At 70.2% G+C, this 20,632-nt stretch carries 16 protein-coding genes and 2 tRNA genes; 4 read left to right on the top strand and 14 right to left on the bottom strand.

The genetic code is table 11. From position 1 onward, the window contains the following. Positions 1-3 precede the first annotated feature (3 nt). Both IEX49_RS00550 and IEX49_RS00555 read right to left on the bottom strand, forming a co-directional pair. On the bottom strand, positions 4-1,482 hold the full coding sequence (locus IEX49_RS00550; RefSeq protein ID WP_188803195.1) for a tyrosine-protein kinase domain-containing protein: 1,479 nt from the start codon (positions 1,480-1,482) through the stop codon (positions 4-6). Between the two features lie 29 nt (positions 1,483-1,511). Next, positions 1,512-2,597: an LCP family protein gene (locus IEX49_RS00555; RefSeq protein WP_229672061.1), complete on the bottom strand. Its 1,086-nt coding sequence runs from the start codon at positions 2,595-2,597 to the stop codon at positions 1,512-1,514. Positions 2,598-2,803: 206 nt separating this feature from the next. Between IEX49_RS00555 and IEX49_RS00560 the strand changes: the two genes are divergently transcribed. Further along, complete coding sequence (locus tag IEX49_RS00560) at positions 2,804-3,394, top strand: DUF3515 domain-containing protein (protein WP_229672062.1); 591 nt, start codon at positions 2,804-2,806, stop codon at positions 3,392-3,394. Between the two features lie 38 nt (positions 3,395-3,432). On the opposite strand, the gene IEX49_RS00565 is transcribed toward IEX49_RS00560, so the two are convergent. From IEX49_RS00565 to leuC, 6 genes are all read right to left on the bottom strand, one after another. Then, a complete protein-coding gene (locus tag IEX49_RS00565; RefSeq protein ID WP_229672063.1) occupies positions 3,433-4,587 on the bottom strand; it encodes a D-alanine--D-alanine ligase family protein in 1,155 nt (384 codons plus the stop codon). Continuing rightward, positions 4,584-5,621, bottom strand: a complete 1,038-nt coding sequence (locus tag IEX49_RS00570) for an NAD(P)H-dependent glycerol-3-phosphate dehydrogenase (RefSeq protein WP_188803199.1) — start codon at positions 5,619-5,621, stop codon at positions 4,584-4,586. The genes IEX49_RS00565 and IEX49_RS00570 overlap by 4 nt, the downstream gene beginning before the upstream one ends. Next, entirely contained in the window at positions 5,618-6,355 is a 738-nt protein-coding gene (locus IEX49_RS00575; RefSeq protein WP_188803201.1) for a lysophospholipid acyltransferase family protein, read from the bottom strand. Before IEX49_RS00575 ends, IEX49_RS00570 begins: the two co-directional genes overlap by 4 nt. A 10-nt stretch (positions 6,356-6,365) precedes the next feature. Beyond that, positions 6,366-7,694: a UDP-N-acetylglucosamine 1-carboxyvinyltransferase gene (murA, locus tag IEX49_RS00580; protein ID WP_188803203.1), complete on the bottom strand. Its 1,329-nt coding sequence runs from the start codon at positions 7,692-7,694 to the stop codon at positions 6,366-6,368. Between the two features lie 120 nt (positions 7,695-7,814). Beyond that, positions 7,815-8,417, bottom strand: a complete 603-nt coding sequence (gene leuD / locus IEX49_RS00585) for a 3-isopropylmalate dehydratase small subunit (protein ID WP_188803205.1) — start codon at positions 8,415-8,417, stop codon at positions 7,815-7,817. 1 nt (position 8,418) lies between these two features. Beyond that, positions 8,419-9,927 (bottom strand): 3-isopropylmalate dehydratase large subunit, encoded by a 1,509-nt coding sequence (gene leuC / locus IEX49_RS00590; RefSeq protein WP_229672064.1) that lies wholly within the window; start codon positions 9,925-9,927, stop codon positions 8,419-8,421. Positions 9,928-10,030: 103 nt separating this feature from the next. Here leuC and IEX49_RS00595 point away from each other — a divergent pair, with 103 nt between their 5' ends. Both IEX49_RS00595 and IEX49_RS00600 read left to right on the top strand, forming a co-directional pair. Further along, complete coding sequence (locus IEX49_RS00595; RefSeq protein ID WP_188803207.1) at positions 10,031-10,792, top strand: IclR family transcriptional regulator; 762 nt, start codon at positions 10,031-10,033, stop codon at positions 10,790-10,792. Between the two features lie 211 nt (positions 10,793-11,003). Beyond that, complete coding sequence (locus tag IEX49_RS00600) at positions 11,004-12,419, top strand: UDP-glucose dehydrogenase family protein (protein ID WP_188804138.1); 1,416 nt, start codon at positions 11,004-11,006, stop codon at positions 12,417-12,419. Between the two features lie 25 nt (positions 12,420-12,444). Here IEX49_RS00600 and IEX49_RS00605 read toward each other — a convergent pair whose 3' ends face one another. The 5 genes from IEX49_RS00605 to IEX49_RS00625 form a co-directional block, all read right to left on the bottom strand. Continuing rightward, positions 12,445-13,620 (bottom strand): thiamine-phosphate kinase, encoded by a 1,176-nt coding sequence (locus tag IEX49_RS00605; protein ID WP_188803209.1) that lies wholly within the window; start codon positions 13,618-13,620, stop codon positions 12,445-12,447. A gap of 11 nt (positions 13,621-13,631) precedes the next feature. Next, positions 13,632-15,350 carry a GTPase gene (locus IEX49_RS00610; RefSeq protein WP_229672065.1) on the bottom strand — a complete coding sequence of 573 codons (1,719 nt, stop codon included), beginning with the start codon at positions 15,348-15,350 and terminating at the stop codon, positions 13,632-13,634. A gap of 3 nt (positions 15,351-15,353) precedes the next feature. Further along, positions 15,354-17,129, bottom strand: a complete 1,776-nt coding sequence (locus IEX49_RS00615; RefSeq protein WP_229672066.1) for a dynamin family protein — start codon at positions 17,127-17,129, stop codon at positions 15,354-15,356. Between the two features lie 96 nt (positions 17,130-17,225). After that, positions 17,226-17,301 (bottom strand) — tRNA-Glu (locus IEX49_RS00620). A 114-nt stretch (positions 17,302-17,415) separates the two neighbouring features. Further along, positions 17,416-17,487, bottom strand: a tRNA-Gln gene (locus IEX49_RS00625). Between the two features lie 149 nt (positions 17,488-17,636). Between IEX49_RS00625 and IEX49_RS00630 the strand changes: the two genes are divergently transcribed. After that, entirely contained in the window at positions 17,637-19,022 is a 1,386-nt protein-coding gene (locus tag IEX49_RS00630; protein WP_188803211.1) for an APC family permease, read from the top strand. Here the strand turns inward: IEX49_RS00630 and gltX are convergent. After that, positions 19,019-20,596: a glutamate--tRNA ligase gene (gene gltX / locus IEX49_RS00635; protein WP_188803213.1), complete on the bottom strand. Its 1,578-nt coding sequence runs from the start codon at positions 20,594-20,596 to the stop codon at positions 19,019-19,021. The genes IEX49_RS00630 and gltX overlap by 4 nt on opposite strands. Positions 20,597-20,632 lie beyond the last annotated feature (36 nt).

Below are 20,632 nucleotides of genomic sequence, written 5' to 3' on the forward strand. Positions count from 1 at the left end.
GCCTCACCGGAATCGCATACCCGTCAGGGCCTTCTGGTTGGACTGTCCCCTGCCCCGGGTGGAGGCACCACCGGCGCCGGAGGCACGGCCGCCCTGGGAACGGCGGGCCGACGTGGGTTCCACGACGTCCGACTCATAGGCGTACTGGTACGCGTAGTACGTGCCACGCTTCTGCGGCACGCGGGTCAGCACCAGGCCCAGTACGCGGGCGTCCACGGAGGCCAGGCTGTCCAAGCCGCCCTGGAGCTGCTCACGGTGGACGTAACCGTCCACGCGGGTGACGAGCATGACACCGGAGGCCATGGAGGCCAGGACCGTCGGGTCGGTCACCGGCTGCAGCGGCGGCGCGTCGAGGAGCACCACGTCGTACCGTCCCTCGAGCTGGCGCAGCAGGCGGCGCATGGCCTCGGATCCGAGCAGCTCGGAGGGGTTCGGCGGGATCTCGCCGGAGGTGATGATGTCCAGTTCGCCGTCCGGGCCCCAGGACTGGATGGCGTCCTCGAGGTCGATCTGGCCGGACAGGATCGTGGACAGGCCCACGGCTCCTTCCAGGCCGAGTGTCTTCGCGACGCGCGGACGGCGGAGGTCGGCGTCGATGATGACGACCCGGCTGCCCGACTCGGCCATCATGACGCCGAGGTTGCACGAGGTGGTGGTCTTGCCCTCGCCCGGGATGGAGGAGGTCACGACGACGGACTGCGTGCCGCCGTCCACGTTGGTGAACTTCAGGTGGGTGCGCAGCTGACGGTAGTTCTCGGCCCGCGGATCGAACTGGTCGTCCAGCGAGATGATCGGATCCTCCTCGGCCGACTTGTGGTCGGCGAAGGCACCCAGGATCGGGGCGTCGGTGATGCGCTCGACATCCTCGCGGTTGCGGACCCGGGAGTCCAGGAGAGTCCGGAGCAGGGCGAAGGCCACGCCGAGTGCGGCGCCCACCACCAGGCCCAGGACGAGGTTCAGGGCCACTCGGGGGCTCGATGGGGTCAACGGCACGGAGGCCTGCTCCACCACGGACAGGTCCACCAGCGGATCGTTGGAGCCCTCCGGGTCCTCGACCTCATACACGGTCGAGATCAGCGATTCCGCCACGGCGTTGGCGATCTCCGCCGACTGGGCGGGGTCCTCGTGACTGGCCGAGAGGTTGATCAGCACGGTCTGCGGCGGGGCCGTGGCCTCGATCGTGGCGGCCAGGCCCTGCACGGTCAGGTCCAGATCGAGGTCTTCGATGACAGGCGACAGGACTCGCGGACTGGTGGCGAGGGTGACATAGGACGTGACCCGCTTCTCGGAGAAGCTGGAGCCCTGCAGGATGTCGCTCGCGGTGTCACCGGAGTTCACGGCCACGAAGATCTGTGTCCGGGCGGTGTAGGTCGGCTTCGTCAGCGCCGTGGCACCGGCTGCGACGGCCACCCCCAAGAGGGTCACCAGCAGGATTGACAGCCAGTTGTTCCGCAGGATCCGGATGTAGTCGCGAAGGTCCAAGTCGCGGTCCTTTCGTAAGTGTGTGCCGGTCACTGACCGGAAAGGTATGAGGCCACATCGTCTTGGCTCAATGCCGCGCCGATCTCCTCAATCGCCTGTTCGTCCGGCCAGACGACTGACTGGCCCCTCGCGCGGCCCACGCCATTGGTGGGCACCGTGAACATTTCCAGGTCGTCCGAACGGATGTCCGTCATGGTCCTGCCGATGGAGATCATCTCCCCTGAGTTAAGGGTTTCATCGAGCGTCAGGTATGGAGACAACCCACCAACCATATCCGAGATCCTGCCGGGGTTTGTCAGCGTTTCCGCAGTCAGTACCTTCTGGGCCACGGCCTTCAGGAACAACTGCTGATTTCGGACGCGCGAATAGTCGCCGTCGGAGAAGGCATACCGCTCGCGAACGAAGGACAATGCCGTGTCGCCGTCCATGTGCTGGTCGCCGGCCTGGAAGGACTGGCCGCCATTGCCCGCCTGGAAGGACTCCGGAACGGTGATGTCCACGCCTCCGAGCGAATCCACCAGGCCTTCGAAACCAGCCATGTCCACGGAGGCCACGTGGTCGATCCGGGTGCCGAACAGACCCTCCAGGGTCTGGACTGTCTTCGGCACGCCACCGAAGGAGTAGGCGGCATTGAGCTTGTGGGTTCCCTCGCCCGGGATCTCCACCCAAAGGTCGCGCATGACGGACATCACATAGACAGCCTCCCGGTCACCGGGGATGTGGACCCACATCATCGTGTCGGACCGCCCTGACTGGGGTACCCCGGCCAGGTTCTCCGACTCGCCCGAGCCGCCGCCGGAGTCGGATCCGAGCAGCAGGATGTTGAGCGGCTCCTCCTTGCCCTCTGCGGCCGGTGCCTTGGTGGGACGGGACTCCGCCTCCGGGAACGCCGTCTCGAAGCGCTGCGTGTCGTTGTCGAACGTGGAGGCAAGGTTCGCCAGGTATCCGATGGCCACGGCGCCGGCCCCGATGACCAGGACCAGGACGATGCCGAGTGTCAGCCAGACGGCCCGGTTCTTCCGCTTCTTGCGGTGACCGCGGTCGCGCTGGCCCCCGGATCCGTCGTCGCCCAGGTCACCCATGGAGTCGGAGAGGTCAGACGAGGGTTCAGACACAGAGGTCCTCCGGGGTCGGTCGGTATCGGCGGCAGTGGGTCTCGCACGCAGTCATCGTGGCCGCAGGGCCCTCGGTGCGCGTGCCACAGGGAACCTGCCCGTCATGGCCCCTCGCCTGTGGTGCTCGTCCCATGATAAGGCACTGTCGCAGGCCCTCATCGTAGGCTGTCAGCATGCTTTCCCCCGGCGTGCCTCCCTGTAGTCCTGTGACGACCACCCCTGCCGAGCGTTCCACCGCACTGTGTCTGCCCCGGTTGCCCCGGCTGTCCCGGTTGTCCCGCCTCCGGCCGTCCCGGATTCGCCGGTTCAGGTCCGTCGGGGCCGTCGCCGTGGTGGGCCTCGGTCTGATCGTCAGTGGATGCGGCGCGCCCGTCGCCGATGTCGAGGCCGCCCCCGAGGCGACCGATCCGGTGTGTGCCGAGGCCATGGTGTCCCTGCCGGACGCCGTCGCCGGTTTCGACCGCCGGGAGACGGACAGCCAGGCCACAGCCGCCTGGGGCGAGCCCTCAGCCGTCATCCTCCGCTGTGGCGTCCCCGTCCCGGGGCCCACCACCGAGCACTGCGTGACAGCCAACGGCATCGACTGGGTCACCCGGGACGACGGGGAGTTCTGGACCCTGACCACCTATGGCCGCTCCCCCGCGGTCGAGGTGCTGTTCGACGACACCCGGGCGGCGTCGAGCTCGGTCATGGTGGACCTCTCCTCGGCCGTGGGACGCATCCCCGCCACCGGCGGGTGCACCACCTCGGCCCCCACTCAGGCGCCGATCCCGGGGACGGACGCGCCGTCGTCGTAGTGGTGGTGTCGGCGCGCTGAGGAGGCCGCGCACCGAACCTAGTGGAGCCCGGTGCCGCGCTCCAGAGCGAGCTGCAGGAGTTCGTCGATCAGGTCCCCGTACGCCAGCCCGGACCGCTCCCACATGGCGGGGTACATGCTGATCGGGGTGAAGCCCGGCATCGTGTTGATCTCGTTGATGACGAACTCACCGGCGGGCGTGTAGAAGAAGTCCACACGGGACAGGCCCTCGGCATCCACGGCGTCGAAGGCCACGACGGCGAGCCGGCGCACCGTGTCGATGGCCGCCTCGGGCAGATCGGCCGGGCAGGACAGGTCAGCCGCGGTGTCGTCCTGGTACTTGGCCTGAAAATCGTAGAACTCGTGCTGAGCAGAGCCGTCGTGGACCACGATCTCGCCGGGCAGGGAGGCCCGCGGTGCCTGGACTCCATGGCCATCCAGCACCGCGCACTCGATCTCGCGGCCGACGATCCCGGCCTCGACCACGACCTTGGGATCGAACCGGCGGGCCTCCTCGATCGCGGCGACGAGGCCGTCGGCACCCGCCACTCGGGTGATGCCGAAGGAGGAACCCGCCCGGGCCGGCTTGACGAACACGGGGAAGGCCAGGGCGGCGACCCTCTCGAGAACCGCCTCCCTCTCACCGCGCCACTGGCGGTCCGTGATGGTCTCCCACGGGCCGACCTGCAGGCCGGCGGCCTGGAAGGCGACCTTCATGAAGTGCTTGTCCATGCCCACGGCCGAGGCGAGCACGCCGGCGCCCGCGTAGGGCACGGCCGCCATCTCGAGCTCTCCCTGCAGCGTCCCGTCCTCCCCGAACGGCCCGTGCAGCAGCGGGAACACCACATCGATGGCCCCGCGTGATTCCCCGCTGGCCACGGAGACGAGCTCATGGCCCTCCCCGTCGGTACAGCGCAACGCGAGCGGATCGGCCGGCTCCGGGACCTGCGGCAGAGCCCCGCCGGGCAGATTCCAGTGCACCGGGTCTGCCGCGAAACCGTGCCACCGGCCGGTCGCCGTGATCCCGACGGGCACCGCCTCGTACCGGTCCGGGTCCATGGCGTTCAGCACGCCGGAGGCGGTGATGCAGCTGATCGGGTGCTCGCTGGAGCGGCCTCCGAAGAGCACGAGCACGCGGAGCCGGCCGTCGGCGCCAGACCCGAGCCGTGCGTTGCGGTCTGGTTCCGTGGTCACGATCGTCCTTCCGGTTTGAGGTCGCGGGCCAGCAGCAGCCCGGCCAGGGTGTCTACATCGAGGGCGCCCGCGATCACGGCATTCATGGCCTCGCTGATCGGCATCTCCACGCCGTGCCGCCGGGCGAGGTCGACCACTGCGGAGACCGACTTCATGCCCTCGGCGGTCTGCTTGAGCCGCGCGGTCGCCTCGTCCACGCTGAGGCCCTGGCCGAGGTGCCGGCCGGCCGTCCTGTTGCGGGACAGGGGCGAGGCACACGTGGCCACGAGGTCGCCCAGCCCGGCGAGCCCGGCGAGCGTCTCGGCCTGCCCCCCGAGGCTCTCGGCCAGGCGTGCGGTCTCGGCCAGCCCTCGGGTGATGACGGAGGCCTTGGAGTTGTCCCCGTAGCCCAGCCCGTCGCAGATCCCCACGGCCAGCGCGATCACGTTCTTGACCACGCCGCAGATCTCGACGCCGGTCACGTCCGTATTGGTGTAGGGCCGGAAGTACGGGCCCGAGGTCCGCACCGCGATCCACTCGGCCGTGGCCGGGTCCGCGGAGGCCACCACGGTCGCCGTCGGCTCCTGGCGCGCGATCTCCAGCGCCAGGTTCGGCCCCGACACCACGGCGAACCGCTCGTCCGGCAGGCCGAGTTCCTCGGCGCACAGTTCGCTCATCCGGGCGTCGGTACCGCGTTCCAGCCCCTTGACCAGGGACACCACGACGGCGGCCGGGTCCAGGTGGGCGCGAATGGACGGCAGGTGCCCGCGGACCTCCTGGGCGGGGATGGCCAGCACCACGAGCCCGGCACCGGCCACGGCCTCCGCCAGGTCGGTGGTGGCGCTCAGGCACGCCGGCAGGTCGATGTCCGGGAGGTAGTCGGTATTGCGCTTCCGGGCGGTGATGTCCTCGGCCACCTCGGGACGGCGGGCCCAGAGCACGATCTCCGGCTCGACCACTCCACGTTCGATGGCGCTGTCCGCCAGAACCTTCGCGAAGGTGGTCCCCCAGCTGCCGGCTCCCACCACCACCAGCTTCTCGGGGCGCGCGTTCACGAGATCCCCTGGCCGCGGTGGTCCGCTTCCCGTTGACCGGTGCGCGGATTCCACCGTCCCTCCGGCGCATCCTCGCCACGGAGGACCTCGAGTTCGCCGGTGATGGCCGTCATGATGCGTTCACTGGCGGTCTCCAGCACGGACCGCGTCAGCGTGGACTCCCGCAGGTCCTCCAGGGGCACGGGGGCGCCGATGCGGATCCGCCCTGTCCCGCGGGGCCGGAGCCGGGGCGCCTTGGCCGTCTTCGGCAACACCTCATGGATACCCCACTGGGCCACCGGGATGACCGGCACCCCGGTCTTGAGCGCCAATCGTGCCGCCCCGGTCTTCGCCTTCATGGGCCACAGGTCAGGGTCCGCGGTCAGGGTCCCCTCGGGGTAGATGATGATCGCCCCGCCCTCGGCGAGCACCCGGTCGGCCGCCACGAGCGATTCATTGCCGCCGCGGGCTCGGTCCACGGGGATTTGTCGCATGCGCGTCAGTATCCCTCCCACGACCGGCAGCTGGAACAGCTCGGACTTGGCCAGGAAGTGTGGCAGGTGGCCCTGGCTGTAGACCATGTGGCCCAGGGCCAGCGGGTCCAGATTGGAGATGTGGTTGGCGCACACGATGAATCCCGACTCCGGGATGTGGTGGCCGCCCTGCCACTCCTTGGACATGATGGCGTTGAGCGCGGGACGGACGAGAGAGGCCGCCGCGAGGTAGCCGGCGCGCAGCCCGGTGGATTCGGTCACGAGAGGTCCCCTAGCGGTCCAGGCTGCTCAGCTCGACGTCCGCCCCGAGGCCGGTCAGCTTGTCCATGAACTTCTCGTAGCCGCGGTTGATGATCTCGATGCCGGTGGCCCGTGAGGTGCCCTGGGCCGCGAGGGCGGCGATGAGGTGGGAGAACCCGCCCCGCAGATCGGGGATGTCGAAGTCGGCGCCGTGCAACTCGGTGGGTCCCGAGATGACGGCCGAGTGCAGGAAGTTGCGCTGGCCGAACCGGCAGGGCACGGACCCGAGGCATTCACGGTGCAGCTGGATGGAGGCACCCATGCGGACCAGGGCATCGGTGAACCCGAAGCGGTTCTCGTAGACGGTCTCATGCACGATCGAGACACCGTCCGCCTGGGTCAGCGCCACCACGAGCGGCTGCTGCCAGTCGGTCATGAAGCCCGGGTGCACGTTGGTCTCCAGCACGAGGGGCTTGAGCCGGCCCCCGCCGTGCCAGAAGCGAATGCCGTGGTCGTCGACCTCGAACTCCCCGCCGATCTTGCGGTAGGTGTTCAGGAAGGCGGTGAGGTCCCGCTGGATGGCGCCTTCGACGTAGATGTCCCCCTGCGTCACGAGGGCGGCCGAGGCCCATGAGGCCGACTCGTTGCGGTCCGGAATGGCGTGGTGGTTGAAGCCGGTGAGCTGGTCCACGCCCTCGATCCGGATGGTGCGATCGGTCTGCACCGTGATGATGGCGCCCATCTTCTGGAGGATGTGGATCAGGTCGTGGATCTCCGGCTCCACGGCGGCGCCCTTGAGCTCGGTGATGCCCTCCGCCTTCACGGCGGTCAGCAGCACCTGCTCCGTGGCCCCGACCGAGGGGTACGGCAGTTCCAGCTTTGCCCCGGTCAGACCCTTCGGCGCGGAGATGTGGATGCCGCCGGGGCGCTTCTCCACCACGGCACCGAAGCTGCGCAGCACGGTGAGGTGGAAGTCGATCGGCCGGTCGCCGATCTTGCAGCCGCCGAGGTCCGGGATGAAGGCCTCGCCGATGGAGTGCATCAGGGGACCGCAGAACAGGATCGGGATGCGGGAGTCGCCGGCGTGGGCGTCGATCTCCGAGCTGGTGGCGGACTTGGTGGCCGCCGGGTCCAGACTGAGGTCCCCCGTCTCCGGGTCCTTGGTGACCTTGACCCCGTGGACGGAGAGCAGACCAGTGACGATCTCGACGTCTCGGATCTCCGGGACGTTGCGCAGGACCGACGGTTTGCTGCCTAGTAGTGAGGCCACCATGGCCTTCGGCACCAGGTTCTTGGCGCCACGGACGGTCACGCGTCCCTCGAGCGGCTTACCGCCGTTGATCGTCAGCAGATTTCCCATAGACAGTGGCATTCCTCCGTGGCCCGCCGGGACGGGCCGTCGCTGGTGTGCGGATGGCCGGGACGGGCCCGGCGCAGATCCGCACACCAGCATACGGGGCGAAGCCGGATCAGTCCGGGATCAGGCGGTCCGGGCCGGAAGCGTGGCGGGCTTGTAGGCCGGTCGGCTCGCCTCGAAGTCGGTGATCTCCTGCTCCGTGCGCAGGGTGAGCCCGATGTCGTCGAGCCCCTCCCTCAGGCGCCAGCGCGTGTAGTCGTCCACCTGGAAGCCGGTGCTGAACGAGCCGCAGGTCACGGTGCGGCCCTCCAGGTCCACCGTCACCTGCGTGCCGGGGTGGTTTTCGAGCTCCTTCCAGATCAGCTCGATGTCCTGCTGGTCCACCTCGGCGGCCAGCAGGCCCTGCTTGCCGGAGTTGCCGCGGAAGATGTCCGCGAAGCGGGCGGACAGGACCACTTTGAACCCGAAGTCCTTCAGGGCCCACACCGCGTGCTCGCGGGACGAGCCCGTGCCGAAGTCCGGGCCCGCCACCAGGACGGAACCGGCCGAGTAGGGTTCCCGGTTCAGGATGAACTCCGGGTCCTTGCGCCAGCCGGCGAACAGGGCGTCCTCGAAACCGGTGCGGGTGATCCGTTTGAGGTAGACAGCCGGGATGATCTGGTCCGTGTCCACATTGGACTGCTTCAGCGGAACGCCGATCCCGGTGTGGGTGATGAAGGGTTCCATGTCAGGCCTCCTGCAATTCGGATTCGGATGCCGCCAGGTCGGACGGCGAGGACAGCGTGCCGCGGATCGCGGTCGCGGCCGCGACCACCGGCGAGACCAGGTGGGTGCGGCCACCCTTGCCCTGGCGCCCCTCGAAGTTGCGGTTGGACGTGGACGCGCACCGCTCTCCCGGCGCCAACTGGTCCGGGTTCATCCCGAGGCACATGGAGCAGCCGGCGAAGCGCCATTCCGCACCGAAATCCTTGAACACGCGGTCCAGGCCCTCGGCCTCCGCCTCCAGGCGCACCCGGGCGGATCCGGGGACCACGATCATCCGCACGTTCTCGTCCTTGGTCCGGCCCTCGATGATCGCGGCCGCGGTGCGCAGGTCCTCGAGCCGGGAGTTGGTGCAGGAGCCCAGGAAGACGGTGTCCACCCGGATGTCCTTCATCGGCATACCGGCGGTCAGGTCCATGTACTCCAGCGCCCGCTCGGCGGCGGCCCGGGCGTTCGGGTCGTCGAAGTGCTCCGGGACCGGAACGGTGTCACTCAGGGACACGCCCTGCCCCGGGTTCGTTCCCCAGGTGACGAAGGGCTCCAGCTCGTCGGCGTCCAGGAAGACCTCGGCGTCGAAGGCCGCGCCCTCGTCCGTGGGCAGGCTGGACCAGTACTCGACGGCGGCGTCCCAGTCCTCGCCCTGGGGGGCATGGGGACGGCCCTTGATGTACTCGAAGGTCGTCTCGTCCGGGGCGACCATGCCGGCGCGGGCACCGGCCTCGATCGACATGTTGCAGATGGTCATGCGCGCGTCCATGGACAGCGCCCGGATGGCCGAACCCCGGTACTCCAGGACATACCCCTGCCCGCCACCGGTGCCGATCTTCGCGATGACCGCAAGGATGATGTCCTTGGCGGTCACGCCCTCCCGGAGGGTGCCCTCGACGGTGATGGCCATGGTCTTGAACGGCTTCAGCGGCAGGGACTGGGTGGCCAGCACATGCTCGACCTCGGAGGTGCCGATGCCGAAGGCCAGGGCCCCGAAAGCGCCGTGCGTGGAGGTGTGCGAGTCGCCGCACACCACGGTCATGCCCGGCTGGGTGAGGCCCAACTGCGGCCCCACCACGTGGACGATGCCCTGTTCGGCATCCCCCAGGGAATGGAGCCGGATGCCGAACTCCTGGGCGTTGTCCCGCAGGGTCTGGATCTGCTTGGCCGAGACCGGATCGGCGATCGGCTGGTCGATCTCCAGCGTGGGGGTGTTGTGGTCCTCGGTGGCGATCGTCAGGTCGGGGCGCCGGACGGTGCGACCTGCCAGGCGCAGCCCCTCGAAGGCCTGCGGGCTGGTGACCTCGTGCATGATGTGGAGGTCGATATACAGCAGGTCCGGGGTCTGCGCGTCGCCGGCACCGTTGCCGGGGACCACCACGTGATCCTGCCAGACCTTCTCGGCCAGCGTGCGCGGAACTGCTTCTGCTGCAGGGGCCGTTGCGACTGTTGCGGCTACGTTTTCAGGGGATGCCTTGGCTACCATCTCGTGTCCTTCCACCAGTGACATCCATACTCTGGCACCGCGGTGCCGACGGTGGCCATCACTGCGGCGGATGTCTCACATATTGAGACGCTAGTATCAGAGTATGGACACTTCGGAGCAGGAGACACCGCAGGCCCTCCACACCCCCAGCGGGGTCGGCGTGGTGGACAAGGCCGCCGCCATCCTGGACGCCCTCGAGGCCGGGCCGACGTCGCTGGCCGAGCTGGTCTCCGCCACGGGCATCGCGCGGCCGACCCTCCATCGCCTCGCCTCGGCACTCGCCCACCACCGGCTGGTCGGCCGTGACCTCCAGGGCCGCTACGTCCTGGGCAGCCGGCTCTCCGAGCTGGCCTCGGCCGCCGGTGAGGACCGGCTGACGGCGGCCGCCGGCCCGGTGCTGTCCCGGCTGCGGGATGCCACCGGGGAGAGCTCCCAGCTCTTCCGCCGGCAGGCCGACGCCCGCGTGTGCGTCGCCAGTGCCGAGAGGCCCGTGGGGCTCCGCGACACCATTCCGGTCGGGACCCGGCTGTCCATGAAGGCCGGCTCCGCCGCACAGGTGCTGCTGGCCTGGGAGGACAACGAACGGCTCGTCGAGGGCCTCAACGGGGCCGTCTACACCCCCACGGTGCTGGCCGCCGTCCGGCGCCGCGGGTGGGCCCAGTCGCTGGGGGAACGCGAGCCCGGAGTCGCCTCCGTCTCGGCGCCGGTGCGCGGTCCGAGCGGACGGGTGATCGCCGCCGTGTCCATCTCCGGGCCCATCGAACGGTTGACCCGCCAACCCGGACGGGTCCACGCGGAGACGGTGATGCGCCACGCGCACAACCTCACCGAACTGATCCGGACCACGCACACCCAGGCACGCTAGGGACGCTAGGCACTCGGACAGCAGCGAAGTGTTCGCGCATTCGAGGCATGGTGTTCGCCTCCCCGCCGTGACCTCGGACGCGGCCGTCCCTACGATGGGCCACGTGACCAACCCAGCCATCGATGCCGTCCAGACCGAGCCTGCCGTCCGTACCGGGACTGCAGCATCCACTGCCCCCAGACCGGAGAGCGCCGCGGGCGGGGGGCCACCGCTGCGCGTCTCAGTGGTCGGGACGGGCTATCTGGGAGCCACGCATGCGGCGTGCATGGCGGAGCTGGGTTTCGAGGTCCTGGGGCTGGACATCGATCAGGCGAAGATCGACGCGTTGACCCGCGGGGAACTGCCCTTCCACGAGCCCGGCCTGCCGGAACTGCTGACCCAGCACGTTCAGTCCGGCCGGTTGCGGTTCACCACGTCCTACGAGGAGGTCGGCGCCTGGGCCGATGTGCACTTCATCGGGGTCGGCACCCCGCAGAAGCCCGGCGAGTCGGCAGCGGATCTGCGCTTCGTGGATGCCGCCGTGAGATCCCTGGCCGAGCACATCACCCGGGACGCGTTGATCGTGGGCAAGTCCACCGTCCCGGTCGGCACCGCCGCTCGCCTCAAGGACCTGCTCGCCTCCACCCGGCAGGCGGCCGGCCTGCCGGGCACGGTTGAGCTGGCCTGGAATCCGGAGTTCCTGCGCGAGGGCTACGCGGTCAAGGACACCCTGACCCCGGACCGCCTGGTCGCCGGCGTGGAATCGGCCCATGCCGAGGACATCCTGCGGCAGGTGTATGCCAAGTCCCTGGCCGAGGGCACACCGTGGATCGCCACCGACTTTGAGACCGCCGAACTGGTCAAAGTCGCCGCCAACGCGTTCCTGGCCACCAAGATCTCCTTCATCAACGCCTTCTCCGAGATCACCGAGCAGGTCGGCGGGGACATCGGCACCCTGGCCGACGCGATCGGCCACGACCCTCGGATCGGGCGGAAGTTCCTCAACGCCGGCGTCGGCTTCGGTGGTGGCTGCCTGCCCAAGGACATCCGGGCGCTGCAGGCGAGGGTCTCCGAACTCGGGCTGGACCGCACCATGCGTTTTCTGGCCGAGATGGACGACATCAACCTGCGCCGCCGCGACCGCGTGGTCGACCTCGCCGTGCAGGTCCTCTCCCACAGCCTCCACGGCTCGGTCCGCGTCGCCGGCGCCGACGGAGCGGGCAGCGTCCCCTCCCCGGCCGCCGTCGAGATCCTGAACGGCGCGAAGATCGCGATCCTCGGCGTCACCTTCAAGCCGAACTCGGACGATGTGCGCGACTCCCCCGCCCTGGATGTGGCCAACCGGCTCTACACCGCCGGGGCCGAGGTGGCCGTCTACGACCCGAAGGGCAACGCCAACGCCGCCAAACGGTTTCCCCGCCTGGGCTACGTCAACACCCTCGCCAAGGCCGTCATCGGTGCCGACCTGCTCATCCTGCTCACCGAATGGGACGAGTTCCGCCAGATGGACCCCGAGGACATCGGCCGGCTCATGGACCGCCGCACCCTCATCGACGCCCGCAACGTCCTGGACCCCTCCCCCTGGCACGCCGCCGGATTCACCCACGCCGCCCTCGGACACCGCTTCGCCCCGGACTCGTCGGGGTGATGCCACGGAGAACGACGCCGGCCGGTCACCGGTCCGTGAAGTGGTCCCACCCGTCAGCACCGCCAACGCTGCCGGTGCTGCCGGTGCTGCCCTCGTGCTCTGCTGCCGCGGGTGTTCCCGACTCGGCGACCAGGCGTCCGATCCGCCGGAATCCCGCGGGCACCGCGGCGCCTGCGGGCAGGGCGGCGAGGAGGCCGTAGTCCTCTCCCCCAGCGGACACCCAGCGTTCGGCGGTCCGCTGCCCGCTCGCGGGATCCAGGGCGCAGGCCAGGGGCATGAGGGCCGAGGCCTCGCGGCGCACCCAGTCCGGATCGAGCTCCGCCCGCAGACCGTTGGCCGCGGCCAGGCGGCCGGCGTCCTTCAGCACACCATCGGAGACATCCATCATGGCCAGTGCCCCGGCCTCGGCGGCCACCCGTCCTGCCCCCAGCACGGGCCGGGGCCGGAGTTGGGCGGCGGCCGCCAGCGCGGCGAGCCGCCGGACGCCGGGTTCCGCGTGTTCCGACTGTTCTGCCTGTTCGGCAGCGCGCAGCAGTTCACTCAACCGCCCGCGGGGCGTCTCCAGCACGTTCAGGCCGGCGGCGGCCCAGCCGGCCCGGCCACACAGGACCAGGTCCAGTTCATGGCCAGCCGTGACCGCACGGGCTGCAGGCGGCAGGGTGCGCCGCACCGCCGGCCGGCCATCCAGGTCGCCCGTGGCGGTGACGGCCACGGTGATGCGATCGTCCGAGCCCAGGTCTCCGCCGACGATCCGGCAGCGAGTCGCCCCGAGGTGACGCACCGCCCCGGCGAGCCCGGCCGCGAGGCCGTCGATCCAGGCCACAGGGGTGGCAGGGGGCATGGTCAGGGCCAGGAGGAGGCCGGAGGGCTCACCGCCCATGGCGTTGATGTCGGAGAGGTTCTGGGCGGCGGCCTTCCAACCGGTGGAATAGCCGCCCGCCAAGCCATGTCCGTCGAACATCACGCCGTGAACGGCTGGCCAGTCCAGCCGGAAGTCACGGTCCTGCGCCATGGCATCCGTCGTGATGACGAACCGGCCATCCGGGGCGGCCACCACGGCGGCATCGTCTCCGGGGCCGACGGTCCCCTCCGGCCAGTCTCCCGCGGCCGGCACGGCGGCGAAACGGCGGTTCAGGATCCGCAGGATCCCCGATTCGCCCAGTCCGCCGACGGTCTGGCGGGCTCGCGGGGCCGGTGTCATGCCAGGCGCGGTCAATGGCGCCCGCTGGCCGCCGCCAGCGCCTCCCGGAACGCACCGTAGCGTTCGATCTCCGCCGTCACCGGCTCGGCGATGCGCTCGCGGGCGACCTTCGAGACCGCGGCGCGCAGCCGGCGTCGGGCACGGCGCGCACGGTTCCGTGCCCCCAGCCGCACCAGCGGGGTCATCAGCAGTGCCAGCAGCAGCCCGAAGGCCAGTCCGCCGAACACGAGCAGGGTGGGGATCGGGAAACCCTCCACGGCCGGGGCGGGTGGCACGTCGAACTGGAAGTACCCGGCCAGGGCCAGGACGCCCAGCCAGGCGAGGCCGGCCACGGCGGCCACCAGCGCGATCCACTGGAGGGCGTTGACCACGTGCCACCACCAGGAACCCTTCCCGGCCCCCAGGTCGGTGGAGGTGATTGCCTGGTCCAGTTCGTCCGGGAGCGTGTCCGCATGGCTCCGGGCGGCACGGCGGATGGCCGAACGCCACGCGTCCGGGGCGCCGGCGCCCGTGACCTCGGCGAAGGCGCGGATGGCGCCGTCGGCCTGCGCCCGCTGCGCCGGGCTGCGCTCGGGCAGCGAGCTCCGGTGCAGTCGCGGATCGTCTGCCGTGGAGGCCGGCGCCCGGTTCGTCCCGCGCTGCGGATCGTCCCCGCGTCGCAACCCGAGCCGGCGCAGCGGGTCCTGACGGAGGCGCGTGGCCCACCGGACCACGGGCCATCCGGTGCGGCGGCCGCCCTCCATCCGGTAGGACCGCTGCACGGCCCGCACCACGGTGGTGACGCCGGCAGCCTCGGTCAGAGCGTCCACGAGCCTGGCCTCATCCGCCTTCCCGACGCCGGCCGGAACGCCTCCCGCGTCCCCGGCGCCGAGGGCCTTGGCGGCCGTGCGCACATCCGAGAGCAGCCGTTCACTGGCGGCGCTCTGCCGTTCAGCCACCTCCGCGATGGCGGACCGGAGCGGCTCGACGCCGGCACCGGTGGTGGCCGAGGCAGGATAGACGGGCACGCGGGCGAGGCCGTCCTGAGCCAGGATGCCCTTCAGGGATGTGGTCACGGCCCCCACGTCCGCCTCGGCGAGCCGGTCGACCTGGTTCAGGACCACGAGGGTGACGCCGCGGTGGGCGGCCAACGGCTCGAGGAATTCGCGGTGCAGGGCGGCATCCGCGTACTTCTGCGGATCGACGACCCAGACGAGCACGTCCACCTGGCCGGCCAGCCGGGTCACGATCTCCCGGTGCCGGACGGCGATCGAGTCGAAGTCCGGCAGGTCCAGCAGGATCAGGCCCCCGGGTTGGTCGTTCTGTCGGCCATTCAGCCGACCCCAGCGCTCGCCGAGCAGCCGGGACCACGGGCCCGAGGGCTCGGTTCCGGCCGCGGGGCCGTCCAACTGGTGGCGCTGGGAGACCTCCAGCCAGTCGAGCAGCGGTGCGGACCCGTCCGCACCCCACACGGCGGCCAGGGGCTCGGAGGTCGTGGGCCGCGTGGCAGCGGCGCGGGCGAGCGGGTGACCGGTGACCGCGTTGAAGAGGCTGGACTTGCCGGACCCGGTGGCGCCGAAGAAGCCGACGACCGTGTGGTCGGCCGAGAGCCGGCGTCGTTCCCGGGCCCGCTCCACCACTTGACCGGCTGCGGCCAGCATCTCCTCGGACACCCGCCCCTCGCCCAGCTGGGTGGCGGTCTCGAGCGCGGTGAGCTTGCGGTCCAGCGGACCGGAGTCGAAGATCGTCACGGGTCAGCCCTCCCGTCCGGCCAGCCGGCGCAGTTCGGGGACGAGGGAAAGCAGCTGATCGGTCTCCTCCTGGTCACGGACGCCGTCCAACAGCGCGGTGAACCGGCGGGCGTCGGATTGCAGCAGCCCGGTGATCCGGTCCACGAGGTTCGCCTGGGAGCGTTGGGCCAGCCGGCGGACGGCGTCCTCGCCGAAGATCGATTCGAGCAGCTTCTGCGCCACTACCGCAGTCCCGCCGGCGATCCCGACCTCGATGCCCAGCAGCCCACCGGTGGCGGCGAAGGAGACGATCATCAGGGTCACGGCCACGCCGTTCACCCCCAGAGCGGAGATCCGGGCCATCGTCCGCTTGCCGGCACCCTCGCGTTCGATCAGGGCGATCAGGTCACCCTGCCAGCCGCGGATCTCGGCGGCCGCGCGGTCGCTGAAGTCGGCGGGGAGCCTGGCCGGATCCTGACCGGTGACGAGCGCGCGTCCGGCGGCGTCCTGACGCCAGCGCTGGGCGGACTCCTCGGAGGCCGCCGCAGCCTGTTCCACGAGGACGGCGTGCAGGCCCGTCTCGATCGCCGTCTCGACCTCCTCCGGTGGGGCCGGCCGGCCGCGGAAGAAGGACGTGATCCGGTCCCTCAGCCGCCCGATCCCCGATTCCAGCGTGCGGAAGAACTCTCCCGTGCCGACAAAGTCCTGCCAGCGGGAGAGCACCTCGCCGCGCAGCAGCGTCCCGTCCTGGGTGGAGGCCAGCACGCCCGCCAGCGCCTGCTCGTAAGCGGAGTCCACGTCACCGGCCAGCCGGGCCGACGCGTGGCGCTGGTCGTCCTCGGCGTCCGCCAGGTCCGAAGTCTTCTCAGCCAGTTGCCGGACCACCCCGTTGAGCGTGCGGCGGGCAACCTCCGCACGGGAACCGGCATCGCCGGCAATGGATTCCAGCCACTCTCGCAGCGGCCGCACGGCGCCCGCCGGGAGCATCCCCTGGACGTCGAGGGCGGATTCCGTGACGACGAAGAGCCCGGCCGAGCCCAGCCCCTGACGCTCGAGGAGTCCGCGCAGGTCCGTGGCCACCTCGTCCTCCACGCCGGCCGGAACGCGGTCCAGCACCACGGCGACCGTGATGTCCCGGGCGGCGGCGTCCAGGAGCAGCTCCCAGGGGACGGCATCCGCATAGCGGTTCGCGGTGGTGACGAAGATCCACAGGTCTGCGGCCGAGAGCAGCTGACCGGCCAGTCGCCGGTTCTCGTCCGCGATGGAGTCGATGTCCGGGGCGTCCAGCAGGGCCAGGCCGGCGGGCAGGGCCGGTTCGGCCACCAGGACCAGGGAATTGATGGCCTCGGGATCCGGATCCACCCCTGCGCGTTCCGCGGGCACCGCGGTTCCGGGCACGGCGCGGCGGCCGGTGGTCCGGGAGAGGTTCGGCAGCACGCGGGCGGTGGTGAACCAGTCGACGTCCTCCGGGTGGTGGAGGAGGATCGGTTGCCGTGTGGTCGGGCGGATGGCGCCGGAACGGGTCACGGCGTGCCCCACCAGGGCATTGACGAGCGTGGACTTGCCGGCACCGGTGGATCCCCCGACGACGGCCAGCAGCGGTGCGTCCAGGCTGCGGTACCGCGGCAGGACGTAGTCGTCCAGTTGGGCCACGGCGGAATTCCGCACCCGGGCGGCCTCGGCGGCCCCGTCGATCCCGAGCGGCAGGGACACCCCGGCCAGTTCGCTGCGCAGCCGGCTCAGCAGGTCCACGGCCTGGGCCGCTCGCTGCGGCGGGACGGGGGTGGGATCAGTGCTCACGCATCCCATCATGGCACCGGAACTGGACACCGGAGCGCAGCAGGTTCCGACAGGCAAAGAAAAAGACCCGGTCCTGATGGACCGGGTCTTCTCACATGGTGACCCCAGCGGGATTCGAACCCGCGTTACCGCCGTGAGAGGGCAGCGTACTAGGCCGCTATACGATGGGGCCGTCACCGTTGCTCAACCGTCCTGCCGTGAGGCATTTCCGCTTGGGCAACCCCAGTAGTATTTCACACTCTGGGGGATTCCACCAAATCGATCGAAACCGAACCGATGGACTCCGCTGGGGTACCAGGACTCGAACCTAGAATGACGGTACCAGAAACCGTTGTGTTGCCGATTACACCATACCCCAATGGCTGTCAAGGAGATGATCCGGTGGCCCGGATCCCTCCTACGCCATTCATGCCGGACTCACTCCGGCACGGGTGTTTACTATACCGGCGTTCCGGCCCAATGACAAAACGGCCGCCACGCGGCCTCCCCCGCGCTTACAGTGTGTCCATGACAGCCTCCTCCGATCAGCAAGTTTCCCTGCGCCGGACGGTCACCACCGCGGGGCTCTTCTTCTTCATCCTCGGCGATGTCCTCGGCGCGGGCGTCTACGTCCTGGCCGGGGAGATCGCCGCCACGGCGGGCGGCGCTGTCTGGGTCCCCCTCGTGGTCGCCCTGGTCCTGGCCCTGCTGACGGCCGGTTCCTACGCCGAACTGGCCACCAAGTATCCGCGCGCCGGAGGCTCCGCCCACTACACCATGCGCGCCTTCGGCCCCTTCGTCGGCTTCCTGGTCGGGTTCTGCATGCTCTCGGCCGGCATCGTGTCCGTGGGCACCCTGGCGCTCGGCTTCGCCGGCGACTACCTCACCGAGTTCGTCACCCTCCCCACGGCCCTCGTGGTGGTGGTCTTCCTGGGTCTGCTGGCCGCGCTGAACGCGCGGGGCATCTCCGAGTCGATGGGCGCCAACCGCGTGGCGACCATCATCGAGGTCTCCGGCCTGATCCTGGTGGTCGTCCTCGGCATCATCGTCGTGGCCCGCGGCGACGGGGACCTCGGCCGGCTGACCGAACTGGGCACGGGCGATCATGGTCCGCTGCCCGCCGTCCTGGCCGGCACCGTCCTCGCCTTCTACTCCTACGTGGGCTTCGAGACGAGCGTGAACATCGCCGAGGAGACAAAGGACCCGGCGCGGTCCTACCCCCGGGCCCTCTTCGGCGCCCTGATCGTGGCCGGCGTCGTCTACGCGCTCGTCGGCGCGGCTGCCGCAGCCGTCATCCCCACGGCGGAGCTGGCCGAGAGTTCCGCTCCACTGCTCCAGGTGGTCACGGCCGCCGGATTCATCCCGCCGGTCCTCTTCAGTGTGATCGCCCTCGTGGCAGTGGCCAACGGTGCTCTGCTGACCGGCATCATGTCCTCGCGTCTGGCCTACGGCATGGCCCGGGACGGGCTGCTGCCGGCCGTGCTGACCCGGCTGCTCCCGCAGCGGCGGACGCCCTGGGTGGCCATCATCGCCACCACCGGCCTGTCCCTGGTGCTCGCCCTGACCGGCACGCTGGAGATCTTGGCGGGCACCATGGTGCTCCTGCTGCTCGTGGTGTTCACGGCGGTCAACGCCGCCGTGCTGGTACTGCGGCGGGATCCGGTGGATCGGCGCCACTTCCGCGTCCCGGCCTTCCTGCCCGTGGCCGGGATCGTCTCCTGCCTCGGTCTGGCCACCCAGGTCGAGGGTGAGGTCTGGCGACTCGGCCTGCCGTTCCTCGCCCTCGCGGCGGTGCTCGCCGGCCTGGCCGCCTGGCGCCGACGGGCCCGCCGTGAACACGCCTCCGGACCAGACGGAACCGGGCCGGAGGCCTCCAGTGAGAACTCCGGCCCGGACTCCCGCCCGGCGTCCTAGGCTTCCGGCGTTGCCGCGGTCTGCTGCTGCGCCTGTTCGGCCCGTTCTGCCTGTTCAGCCGCAAACCGGTCCAGGCGCGAGAGGGTGGAGTCCTTGCCCAGGATCTCCAGGGACTCGAACAGGGGCGGTGAGACCTTCTTGCCGGACACGGCGGTGCGCACAGGGCCGAAGGCCTGCCGCGGCTTGAGTCCCAGGCCGTCGATCAACGCGGCACGCAGGGCAGCCTCGATGGACTCGACGGTCCACGAGCCGGCGTCGATCCCGTCCAGACCGGCCCGGGCCGCGGCCAGGGCCGCCGGCAGATCGGCGGGCATGCCCTTCAGGGCCCCGTCCGCCGTCCTGATGTCCGCGTCCGGCTGGAAGAGGAAGGCGAGCATGTCCACGGCCTCCCCGAGGAGGGCGACGCGCTCCTGGACGAGGGGGGCACCGGCATCGAGGATCTCGTTCTCCCGGTCGGTCAGGGCTTCACCCACGAGGCCCGCGGCCTGCAGGTAGGGCACCAGCCGGCCACGGAAGTCGGCGGCGTCCAGCAACCGGATGTGGGTGCCGTTGATCGCCGTGGCCTTCTTCTCGTCGAAACGGGCGGGGTTGGCCAGGACCTGGTGGATGTCGAAGGCCTCGATGAACTGCTCGCGGGTGAAGATGTCCTCGTCCGCGGAGAGGGACCAGCCCAGCAGGGCCAGGTAGTTGATGAGCCCCTCGGGGATGAAGCCGCGCTCTCGGTGCAGGAACAGGTTCGACTGCGGGTCACGCTTGGACAGCTTCTTGTTGCCCTCGCCCATGACGTAGGGCAGGTGCCCGAACTCCGGCATGTACTTCGCCACGCCCACCGCGTAGAGAGCTCGGTAGAGCGCGATCTGGCGGGGCGTGGAGGAGAGCAGGTCCTCACCGCGCAGCACATGGGTGATCTCCATCAGGGCGTCGTCCACGGGGTTCACCAGGGTGTACAGGGGGTTCCCATCGGCCCGGACCACCACGAAGTCCGGGACGGAACCGGCCCGGAAGGTGATCTCTCCGCGGACGGTGTCCGTGAAGGTGATGTCCGTGTCCGGCATGCGCAGACGCAGGACCGGCTGGCGGCCCTCCGCCCGGAAGGCCTGCTTCTGCTCCTCGGACAGCTCACGGTCGAAGTTGTCATAGCCCAGCTTCGGGTCCCGGCCGGCGGCCCGGTGCCGGGCCTCGACCTCGTCAGCCGTGGAGAAGGCCTCGTAGATGTAGCCCGCGTCCCGGAGCTTGCCGATGACCTCCTGGTAGAGGTCAGCGCGCTGTGACTGCCGGTACGGGCCGTGCGGTCCACCGACCTCCACGCCCTCGTCCCAGTCGATGCCGAGCCAGTCCATGGCCTCCAGCAGCTGCTGGTAGCTCTCCTCGGAATCGCGCTTGGCGTCGGTGTCCTCGATGCGGAACACCATCTTGCCGCCGGTGTGGCGCGCCCAGCCCCAGTTGAACAGGGCCGTGCGGATCAGCCCGACGTGCGGGGTTCCGGTGGGTGAGGGACAGAAGCGAACGCGGACGGGCGTCTCGGCGGGGACAACGGGAACATCGGCAGGGGCCGGTCGGGTTTCAGGGCTCATGATGGCCACCATCCTAGTGCGGCCCCCGCCGCCTTC

Source organism: Citricoccus zhacaiensis (genome assembly GCF_014645315.1).
Classification (GTDB): domain Bacteria; phylum Actinomycetota; class Actinomycetes; order Actinomycetales; family Micrococcaceae; genus Citricoccus; species Citricoccus zhacaiensis.